Here is a 1373-nt window from a genome sequence, read left to right on the forward strand (position 1 = left end):
GCCGGACGAACGACTGTGAGGATGGGTCGTGGCATCGCTCGGCGGCCTGACCCACCGAACGATTGACGCTTCGGGCTGTCCTTTCAAGGAATCGTCGGTCGGCCGGGCGGTGCTGCCCTGCGCGCGGCCGACCGGGCGTCTGTGACCTCATAGGAGCCCGGCCAAAGGTCCCGTCACAGTCTTGTCCTGGCGCCCGGCCGGCCCGTGCGATCTCTCGCGCACCGCACGGAAGGACGGCAAGTACCGGCATGACGGATCAGATCGCAGTGGTCGGCGGCGTGGACACCCACACCGATTTCCACCAGGCAGCGGTGATTGACAGCATTGGCCGACATCTGGCCACCGCTCCGTTCCCCACCACCCCAGACGGCTACTGTCGCCTGCTGGAATGGATGCGCATGCACGGTGACGTGCTGGCCGTCGGGGTCGAGGGAACCGGCGCCTACGGTTGCGAACTCGCCCGGTTCCTGCGGGCGAGCGAGGTGAGCGTGGTCGACGTCGACCGCCCTGACCGCAAGGCCCGGCGGGCCAACGGCAAGTCCGATCCCGTCGATGCCTACGCCGCGGCGACCGCCGTGTTGTCCGGCCGCGCCCACGGCCGGCCCAAGACCCGCGACGGCATCGTGGAGGCCATCCGGTCCCTGCGGGTGGTCCGCCGCTCGGCCGTCAAGTCCCGCACCCAGACGATCAATCAGATCCGCACGCTCATCGTCTCCGCCCCCGCCGAGGTCCGAGAACACCTGCGCAGCCTGCCCACCTACCAGTTGATCGCGCAGCTGGCCCGCTCTCGCCCCGGCGCCGACCTCGCCGACCCGACCTGCGCCGTCCGAACCGCCTTACGACGTCTGGCCCGCCGCTACCAGCACCTCACCCAGGAGATATCCGAGGCCGACGCCGAACTCGCCCCGCTGGTCGCGCAAGCAACTCCCGGGCTGATGGATCTGATCGGCGTGGGCACCGAGACAGCCGCCCAACTCCTGATCACCGCAGGCGACAATCCCGCCCGGCTGAAGTCCGAAGCCGCCTTCGCCCACCTGTGCGGGGCAGCCCCCATCTCCGCCAGTTCCGGACGGACCAACCGCCACCGCCTCAACCGTGGCGGCGACCGCCAGGCCAACCATGCCCTCCACACGATCGCCCTCGTGCGCATGCGCTACGACTCCCGCACCCGGCTCTACGTCGCGAGACGCACCGCCGAAGGCATGTCCAAGAAGGACATCTTCCGCTGCCTCAAACGCTTCATCGCCCGAGAGGTCTACAAGCATCTGACCAGCACGAATACTCCACAAACACACCTCCCACAGACCGCTTGACGTTCTATAGGAGCTTCCTTGACGCCCTGGGCCGCGACTGCTCGGCTCTGCCTGGGTCGA

1 protein-coding gene is annotated in these 1373 nt (G+C 68.5%); it reads left to right on the forward strand.

The features are described 5' to 3' along the window. Positions 1 to 248 precede the first annotated feature (248 nt). On the forward strand, positions 249 to 1313 hold the full coding sequence (locus ACIQ7M_RS40865; RefSeq protein WP_403654242.1) for an IS110 family transposase: 1065 nt from the start codon (positions 249 to 251) through the stop codon (positions 1311 to 1313). Positions 1314 to 1373: the final 60 nt, after the last annotated feature.

The sequence above is a fragment of the Streptomyces sp. NPDC096324 genome (assembly GCF_044763015.1).
Taxonomy (GTDB): Bacteria; Actinomycetota; Actinomycetes; order Streptomycetales; family Streptomycetaceae; genus Streptomyces.

Coding starts and splice junctions, on each gene's coding strand:
- ACIQ7M_RS40865 (WP_403654242.1), top strand. CDS start 249: ATGACGGATCAGATCGCAGTGGTCGGCGGCGTGGACACCCACACCGAT.